General features: G+C 71.6%; 9 protein-coding genes. 4 read left to right on the forward strand and 5 right to left on the reverse strand.

Annotated features, from left to right (window positions below; genetic code table 11):
• Positions 1 to 20 precede the first annotated feature (20 nt).
• A complete protein-coding gene (locus OZN99_RS19965; protein ID WP_270937012.1) occupies positions 21 to 2,327 on the reverse strand; it encodes a molybdopterin-dependent oxidoreductase in 2,307 nt (768 codons plus the stop codon).
• Between the two features lie 131 nt (positions 2,328 to 2,458).
• Between OZN99_RS19965 and OZN99_RS19970 the strand changes: the two genes are divergently transcribed.
• Together OZN99_RS19970 and OZN99_RS19975 are read left to right on the forward strand one after the other, a co-directional pair.
• Positions 2,459 to 3,856 (forward strand): aspartate aminotransferase family protein, encoded by a 1,398-nt coding sequence (locus OZN99_RS19970; RefSeq protein ID WP_270937013.1) that lies wholly within the window; start codon positions 2,459 to 2,461, stop codon positions 3,854 to 3,856.
• A 2-nt stretch (positions 3,857 to 3,858) separates the two neighbouring features.
• Entirely contained in the window at positions 3,859 to 4,218 is a 360-nt protein-coding gene (locus OZN99_RS19975; RefSeq protein WP_270937014.1) for a hypothetical protein, read from the forward strand.
• A gap of 16 nt (positions 4,219 to 4,234) precedes the next feature.
• On the opposite strand, the gene OZN99_RS19980 is transcribed toward OZN99_RS19975, so the two are convergent.
• Positions 4,235 to 4,468, reverse strand: a complete 234-nt coding sequence (locus OZN99_RS19980; RefSeq protein WP_270937015.1) for a hypothetical protein — start codon at positions 4,466 to 4,468, stop codon at positions 4,235 to 4,237.
• 23 nt (positions 4,469 to 4,491) lie between these two features.
• On the opposite strand from OZN99_RS19980, the gene OZN99_RS19985 reads away from it, so the two are divergent.
• Positions 4,492 to 5,079 (forward strand): helix-turn-helix domain-containing protein, encoded by a 588-nt coding sequence (locus tag OZN99_RS19985; RefSeq protein ID WP_270937016.1) that lies wholly within the window; start codon positions 4,492 to 4,494, stop codon positions 5,077 to 5,079.
• Positions 5,080 to 5,088: 9 nt separating this feature from the next.
• Here the strand turns inward: OZN99_RS19985 and opgC are convergent, their stop codons facing one another.
• The 3 genes from opgC to OZN99_RS20000 form a co-directional block, all read right to left on the reverse strand.
• Positions 5,089 to 6,180, reverse strand: coding sequence for an OpgC domain-containing protein (gene opgC, locus OZN99_RS19990; RefSeq protein WP_270937017.1), 1,092 nt, complete (start codon positions 6,178 to 6,180; stop codon positions 5,089 to 5,091).
• Positions 6,156 to 6,614, reverse strand: a complete 459-nt coding sequence (locus OZN99_RS19995; RefSeq protein ID WP_270937018.1) for a hypothetical protein — start codon at positions 6,612 to 6,614, stop codon at positions 6,156 to 6,158. The genes opgC and OZN99_RS19995 overlap by 25 nt, the downstream gene beginning before the upstream one ends.
• 170 nt (positions 6,615 to 6,784) lie before the next feature.
• Complete coding sequence (locus OZN99_RS20000) at positions 6,785 to 7,801, reverse strand: polyprenyl synthetase family protein (protein ID WP_270937019.1); 1,017 nt, start codon at positions 7,799 to 7,801, stop codon at positions 6,785 to 6,787.
• A gap of 128 nt (positions 7,802 to 7,929) precedes the next feature.
• On the opposite strand from OZN99_RS20000, the gene OZN99_RS20005 reads away from it, so the two are divergent.
• Positions 7,930 to 8,148 (forward strand): putative signal transducing protein, encoded by a 219-nt coding sequence (locus OZN99_RS20005; RefSeq protein WP_270937020.1) that lies wholly within the window; start codon positions 7,930 to 7,932, stop codon positions 8,146 to 8,148.
• Positions 8,149 to 8,284 lie beyond the last annotated feature (136 nt).

Consider the following 8,284-nt stretch of genomic DNA (forward strand, 5'->3'; position numbering starts at 1 on the left):
GCGGCGACGGCGCCGCGCCGTCAGGGCGCGGTGGCGCCCGGCGGCGGGGCGTGCACCGTCACGGGCGGCGGCTCGCCAGGCCAGCGTTCGATCTGCACCAGGCAGGATTGCGCCGCCGAGCCCTGGCCGAGACGGGACGTCGGTACGTCCTGCGTCAGCACGTTGGGGTTGCCGTGCAGGCAGGGCGCGTCGGTGGCGCCGGGGCGCGCCGGGTTCCACCAGGCGCCGGTGGCCATCGCGACCACGCCGGGGCGGATCTCCTCGGTTACGCGCAGCCCGGCGGCGATGGCGCCGCGGTCGTTGAAGACGCGCACCACCTCGCCATCGGTCAGGGCGCGGGCAGCAGCGTCGTTCGGGTTCATCAGGATCGGCTCGCGCCCCTGCACGCGGTTCGCCGCCGCCACGCGCCCGACGTCCAACTGTCCGTGCAGCCGCGTCGCAGGCTGGAAGGACAGCAGATGCAGCGGGAAGCGCTGCGCCAGCTCGCCGCCCAGCCATTCGCGTGGGGCCTGCCAGACCGGATGCCCGGGCACCTCCTCGTAGCCGAAGGACGCGATGGTCTCGGAGAAGATCTCGACCTTGCCGGAGGGCGTGTTGAGCGGGTTCGCCTCCGGGTCGGCGCGGAACTCGGCGAACTGGACATAGGGCTGCTCGGGCGCCGGGATCTCGACGAAGCCCTGCTCCCAGAAGCGCTGGAAGTCCGGCACCTCGATGCCCTGGCCGACGCAGGCGCGGCGCCACAGGCCGTACAGGTGCTGCAGCCAGGCCATCTCGTCGCGCTGCTCGGTGAAGGCGGCGCGGTAGCCCAGCGCATCGGCGATGTCGGCGAAGGTGTCAGCGTCGTTGCGCGCCTGGCCGACCGGCGCGATGGCCTGGTGCATGGCGCGGACGAAGCGGTCGCGCGATGCGCTGCCGATGTCGTTGCGTTCCAGCGTGGTGGTGGCGGGCAGCACGATGTCGGCATGGCGCGCCACGGCGGTCCACCAGGGCTCGGACACCACCACCGTGTCGGCCCGGTTCCAGCCGCGCAGCAGCCGGCCCAGGTCCTGGTGGTGGTGGAAGGGATTGCCGCCGGCCCACCAGATCATGCGGATGTCGGGCAGCAGCAGGTCGCGGCCATTGTACTGCAGGATCTGGCCCGGGCGTTCCAGCAACTCGGTGATGCGGGAGACCGGGATGTAGGCGCCGCAGGGGTTCTTCACGGGCACGCCGCCGACGCTCGGCACCTCGTGCCGCGGGGTGCCGATGCCGTTCATGGACCCGTAGCCGAAGGCGATCCCCTGCCCCGGCTTGCCGATGCCGCCCAGCATCGCGGCCAGCGCGGTCAGCGCCCACCAGGGCTGCTCGCCATGCTCGGCGCGCTGGATCGACCAGGTGGCGGTCAGCATGGTGGGCGCGCCGGCGGCTTCCAGCGCCAGCCGGCGGATCGTGGCGGCGGGGACGTCGGTCAGCGCCTCGGCCCATTCCGGCGTCTTGGGCGTCCCGTCCGTCGCGCCGCGGACATAGGCGGCGAAGCGGTCGAAGCCGACGGCGCAGCGCGCCAGGAAGTCGCGGTCCTCGCGCCCGGCCTCCAGGATGACATGCGCCATGGCGAGCATCATCGCGGCGTCGCTGTTCGGGCGGATCGGCACCCACTCGGCGCCCATGAAGGCCGCCGTGTCGCCGCGGAAGGGCGAGATGTTGACGAAGCGCACGCCGGCCTCCGCCGCGCGCTGCATCCAGGGCACGTATTCGTGCCCGCCGGCGCCGCCGCTGGTGACCAGGCCGTTCTTCAGCGGCAGGCCGCCGAAGCACAGCATGAGCTTCGTGTGCTTCGCGATGGAGGCCCAGTCCGTCACCGGGCCCTGGATCACCTCGTTGGTGCCGAGGATGTGCGGCATCAGCGTCATGCCGGCGCCGTAGGAGTAGTTGGTCACCTGCGCCGTGAAGCCGCCGCCCAGGCCGAGGAAGCGGTGCAGCTGCGTGCGCGCGTGGTGGTAGCGGCCGGCGCTGGACCAGCCATAGCTGCCGCCCAGCATGGAGGCATGGCCGTGCTCGGCCCGGACCCGTGCCGTCTCCTCCGCCACCAGGCGGATCGCGTGGTCCCAGGAGACCGGGACGAAGCTGTCGCCGCCGCGCTCGCTGCCGCGCCGGCCGCCCTTCAGCCAGCCCTCCCGCACATAGGGCCGGTCGATGCGCGCGGCGCTGTGCACCGCGTCGGGGATGGACTGCAGCAGGCTGCCCGGGAAGGGGTCGCGCGCGAAGGGCCGCGCCGCGACGAGACGCCCGCCCTCCACCACGGCCTCGAAGGACCCGAAATGCGATCCGTGCGGCTTGATCTCGGTCATCGTGCCCCCCTCCGGCCAGCGCCCAATCTGGCGGTCCGCACCGCCCGGGGCAACCGCCGCGCGCGGCGGATGACGACGGCCCGGGACCGTTCTAGCATCCCCCAGCGCATCGCCGAGGAAGCCCAAGCACCATGACCCCGCCCCGCAATTCCAACGCCGTCCGGGACATCGCGAACGTCCTGCACCCCTACACCGACCACCGGGCGCATGCGCAGAACGGCCCGCTGGTGATCGCCCGCGGCGAGGGCGTGAAGGTCTGGGACGACCAGGGCAAGGAATACATCGAGGCCGTGGCCGGCCTGTGGTGCGCCTCGCTCGGCTTCGACAGCAAGCGGCTGGCGGAGGCGGCCTACAAGCAGATGCTCAAGCTGCCCTTCTACCACGCCTTCACCGCCAAGTCGCACGAACCCCTGATCGACCTGTCGGAGATGCTGATCGAGCGCAGCCCCTGCCCGATGTCGAAGGTGTTCTACGCCAACAGCGGGTCGGAGGCGAACGACACCGCGATCAAGATGATCTGGTACGCCAACAACGCTATGGGGCGGCCGAACAAGAAGAAGATCATCTCGCGCCTCAAGGCGTATCACGGCATCACGATCGCCAGCGGGTCGCTCACCGGCCTGCCGGCGAACCACCGCATGTTCGACCTGCCGGTCTCCGACCGCTTCATCCATGTCTCGACGCCGCACCACTACCACGGCGCCCATCCCGGCGAGTCGGAGGAAGCCTTCGCCACCCGCCTGGCGGAGGAGCTGGAGCAGGTGATCCTGCGCGAGGGCCCGGACACCGTCGCGGCCTTCTTCGCCGAGCCCGTGATGGGCGCCGGCGGCGTCATGGTCCCGCCCGCCACCTACTTCGACAAGATCCAGGCGGTGCTGAAGAAGTACGACGTGATGTTCGTCGCCGACGAGGTGATCTGCGGCTTCGGGCGCACCGGCAACTACTGGGGCAGCCAGACCTACAACATCACGCCGGACATCATCACCTGCGCCAAGGCGCTGTCCGCCAGCTTCCTGCCGATCAGCGCCATCATCATCAACGACCGCGTCTTCCAGGCGCTGGCCGACGGATCGGCCACCATCGGCACCTGGGGCCACGGCTTCACCTATTCCGGCCACCCGGTGCCGGCCGCCGTCGCGGTGGAGACGCTCAAGATCTACGACGAGATCGACATCACCGGCCACGTCCGCCGGACCGGCCCGCACCTGCAGAAGCGCCTGCGGGAGCGCTTCGCGGACCATCCGTTGGTCGGCGAGGTGCGCGGCGTCGGCCTGGTCGGCGCGATCGAGCTGGTCTCCGACAAGGCCAGCCACAAGAACTTCGACCCGGGCCTCAAGATCGGCCCGCGGCTGACCAAGCTGGGCGAGGCGGAAGGCGTGATCCTGCGCGGCCTGGCCAACGACACCGTCGCCTTCTCGCCCCCGCTGATCATGACGGAGGCCGAGATCGACGAGATGGTGGCGCGCACCGGCCGCGCGCTGGACGCGCTGGCGGTGCAGCTGCGGCGGGAGAGCATCACGGTCGTCTGACCGTGGCGCTCATGATCCTGGTCGCCGGTCCCTATCGCAGCGGGACCGGCGACGATCCGGCGAGGATCGCGGCCAATGTCCATGCCATGGAGGAGGCCGCGCTCGCGCTCTGGCGGGCCGGCCACCTGCCGGTGCTGGGCGAATGGTTCGCGCTGCCGCTGATCGCCTCGGCCGGATCGACGGTGCGCGGCGACGCGGTGTGGGATTCGATCTTCCACCCGGTCGCGGAGAAGGTCGCGCGGCGCTGCGACGCCTGCCTGCGCATCGGCGGGCCGAGCGCCGGCGCCGACCGGATGGTCGCGATCTTCGTCGAGGGCGGGAAGCCGGTGTTCCGCAGCACGGACGAGATCCCGCCGGCCTGAGCGGCAGCCGCCGGCGCTACAGGTAGCGCCCGCGCTCCAGGATCTCGAGCGTGTAGTCCTTGTAGGTCATGCCGAGTTCCTCGGCCCGCGCGAGGCGACGCAGCGCGATCTCCCGCGGCGGCGTCTTCCAGGCGGCCTTGTGCTTCTTGGTCCAGATCCAACGCCCCCAGCCGCCATCGGCCTCCGGCTCCTCCAGCGGCGGGCCGCCATTGTGGCCGATGCGGGGAGATGATGGGGGTGCACCGCTCATGTGTCATCCACTATATTGGACACATGACCACTATACAAGAAGACACGGCAGCCGGCCCTGGCACGCTGCGTCTGGCGGCGCAGCTGCGCACGGAGCGCGAGGTGCGCGGCTGGTCCATCGCCGAGCTGGCCGAACGCTCCGGCGTCTCCCGCGCCATGATCAGCAAGGCGGAACGCGCCGAGGCCAGCCCGACGGCCGCGCTGCTCGGCCGGCTCTGCGGCGCCTTCGGGATCACGCTCTCGACGCTGCTCGGAAGGGCCGAGGGGGTGGCTGGCGGCTCCGTCTCGCGTGCCGCGGGGCAGCCGGTCTGGCGGGATCCCGCCACGGGCTATCTGCGGCGCGCCGTGACGCCGCCCGGCGCGGAACCCGAGCTGGTGCGCGTGGAACTGCCGCCCGGCGCACGCGTCACCTATCCCGCCGCCACCTACGCGTTCACCCGTGGCCACGCGATCTGGGTCCTGGACGGCACACTGCGCTTCCACGAGGGAGCGACTGTCCACGACCTGCAGGCGGGCGATTGCCTGTCACTCGGCCCGCCCAGCGACTGCGCCTATGAGAACCCCTCCGCGACGACGCAGGCGACCTACCTGGTGGCGCTGTCGCGCCGGTAGCGTCCGGCATCAGGCCGGGCGGGCGCGGGGCGCCGCCGCGCGGTCGGCCCGCATGGCCTCGACATGCCGCGCGAAGAGCCACATGGCGGTGGCCGAGAGCAGCAGCATCGCCGGCTCGGCGACCAAGCGCGGCAAGGCGACATGCTGGAACACGAGCACCGTCAGGTAGGAGCAGAACAGGCCGAGGCTGAAGGCGTGCAGGCTGTTGCGGCCGATCGTGCCGAGCGCGGCCGGCAGCGCCGCTCGCGCCCAGGCACCGCGCGGCAGGAAGACCACCACCAGATACGCGCAGGACAGCGCATGCAGCAGCCGAAGCGGCGCCAGCTGCTCCTTCCCGACAAGGATATCGGGCGTCCAGTGCACGACCCGCATCACCACGCCGAGCACGACGATGCCGATCGCGCCAACCACCAGCGCGGGGCGGTGGCCGATCGAACGGCCCTCGACCAGCACGCGCCGGCCGAAGAACACGCCCAGCAGGAAGAGCGCCACCCAGGCCAGGGGGTGGAAGGCCAGCGTGGTTCCGCCGAGGGCGGGAACGTCAGGCGGCAGGAACTGCGCCGCCGTCCACATCGCGGCCGGCACCGCCAACGCCCCGGCGCCGCAACGGTCCAGCAGCAGCGAGAACAGCGGCAGCGCCAGCATCCCGTAGAGGAACAGCGGCAGGATGCCCATGAAGGGTGGCGGCTGGTAGAGCGTCAGAGCACCGCCCAGCAGCGCCTCGAGCGGGCGCGCCGTGGCAAGCGCCCAGCCGGGCGCGCCCAGCCAGGTGCAGGCGATGGCGACCATTGTCCCGAAGCCGAGAAAGACCAGCATGTGCATGCGCCACAGCGCCACGAAGCGTCGCGCGAGGTCTGCGCTGGCCGCCGCGAAGCCGCCCTGCGCCTGCTTCCACATGAACACCGAGCCGAGCCCGTAGCCGGAGAGGAACACGAACTGCTCCGAGCTGTCCGACACCCCCCAGGCGGCATGGATCAGCCAGAGCGAGGTGAAGCTGGTGAAGGCGTGCGAGGCCATGATCCAGACCTGCAGGACGCCGCGCACCACATCCAGCGCGGGATCGCGCGCAGGCGGCTTCACGGCGCGCGGGCCACGCGCCATGGCAGCAGGCGCGCCACTGGCCAGGGTACCTCCCGCCGATGCAGCCACAGCAGGAACAGCGCGACGGACAGCGTGAAGCAGGCTTCCTTGAACAGCATCGCGCCGTCGCCATAGGGATCGATGCCGATCGGCCCGATCACGTGGAAGAAGATTGCGCCCGACATCAGCCCTGTGGTGAGCAGGGCACCGACCCAGCGCGTGGGCTGATTGATGACCAGCGTAGCGGCGGCGATCTCCAGCAGCGCGACGCCCCAGCGGATGGCCGCCTCATGCGCGGGGATGCCGAACCAGTCCGCGAGCGGCTGGAAGACGCCGGTCACGCTGCCCTCGGCGGCGTTCAGCTTGAACTGCTCGTAGTACAGGAACTCCCACGCGATCCATCCGGCGGCGAGCCAGGACAGCGCCGTGATCAGGCGATTGCGGTGGGACGGCATGGCGGGCCTCGCGCGGGTGTCGCGCGTGCTTCGCGCCGGGCGGGCCTTCGGTTACGGCGTCGCGGTGAGGCGTTCGTCGGACGCGAGCGGGCGCCTGCGGCCGCAACAGTACTGCCGGCGCGGAGACCGCGGTTGGCCGCGATCGCCGCCGGGTGGAGGGCGGCGGATGCCTACCGGGCCCGGCTGATGCAGAACTCCACGATGTCGGCCAGGGCACTCTTCTCCGCACTGTCCGGGAACTGCTCCAGCGCGGCCAGCGCCTTCGCGCCGTAGTCGCGGGCGCGCGCCACCGTGTCGGCGAAGGCGCGGTGCTTCTGCATCAGCGCGATCGCGTGGGAGAGGTCGGCGTCCGACTGCTCCCGCTCCTCGATGGTGCGGCGCCAGAAGGCGCGTTCCGCCTCGTCCCCGCGCGCGAAGGCCAGCAGGACCGGCAGCGTGATCTTGCCCTCGCGGAAGTCGTCCCCGACCGTCTTGCCGAGCCGCTCCTGCTCCGCCGAGTAGTCCAGCGCATCGTCCACCAGCTGGAAGGCGACGCCGAGATTGTGGCCATAGGCGCGCAGCGCCGCCTGCGCGGGCGGGGCGCAATCCGCCACCACGGCACCGACCTCGGTGGCAGCCGCGAACAGCGCGGCCGTCTTCCCCTCGATCACCGCGAGATACTGCGCCTCCGTGCTGCTCGTGTCGTTCTGGATGACCAGCTGCAGCACCTCCCCTTCCGAGATGGTCGCGGAGGCCGCGCAGAGGATGCGCAGCACCTCGAGCGAGCCGTCATCGACCATCAGCTGGAAGGCGCGGGCGAAGAGGAAGTCGCCGACCAGCACGGAGGGCTTGTTGCCGAACAGCGCGTTCGCGCTGGCCTGGCCGCGACGCAGCGCGCTCTCGTCCACCACGTCGTCATGCAGCAGCGTGGCGGTGTGGATGAACTCCACGCAGGCGGCCAGCGCGACGTGGCGCGCGCCGCGATACCCAGCCAGGCGCGCGGCGGCGAGCGTCAGCAGCGGCCGCAGACGCTTGCCGCCGGCGGCGACGATATGCGCGGCCAGCTGCGGGATCAGCGCAACCGGGCTCTGCATCCGCTCCACGATCAGGCGGTTGCAGGCTTCGAGGTCGTCCCGCACGAGCGCGGTCAGCGCCGCCAGCGCATCCTCGCCGGTGGCGGATGCGGCGGGTTCGACGCCTGCCGGCATTGGAAGATCCACGCTGTCTTGACCTCGTTTAGATGGCTCGCAACCTACCCCCCGCCCTTCGGAGCGGCAAGCAGGCTGGCGCCCGCCTTGCCCAGATGGGATGGGATCCAGCCAGCGGGAGGGCCGGGATGCGCGTTCTGCTGGCGACGACCGATCCGGTGCGCCTCTCCTTCCTGATCGCGCTGCTGCGCGATGCGGGCTGCGCGCCGGTGGTGCTGGACGCCGCGATCAGCGCGGTGGAAGGCGGCATCGGCATCTTCCCGCGCCGGCTTGCTGTCGCGGAGGACGAGGCCGCGCTGGCTGTCCGCGTGCTGCGCGACGCGGGCGAGGACCAGGACCTGTGCTGAGCGTCACGGAGGACACGCTGCTCGGCGGGCGCGTCCGGCTGCGCCAGCCGCAGGCGGGGCTGCGCGCGGGCCATGACGCGGTGCTGCTGGCCGCCGCAGTGCCCGCCCGCGCCGGCGAGCGCGTGATCGAGCTGGG

Origin of the sequence: Falsiroseomonas oryzae (assembly GCF_027856955.1) — a bacterium.
Taxonomy (GTDB): Bacteria; Pseudomonadota; Alphaproteobacteria; order Acetobacterales; family Acetobacteraceae; genus Falsiroseomonas; species Falsiroseomonas oryzae.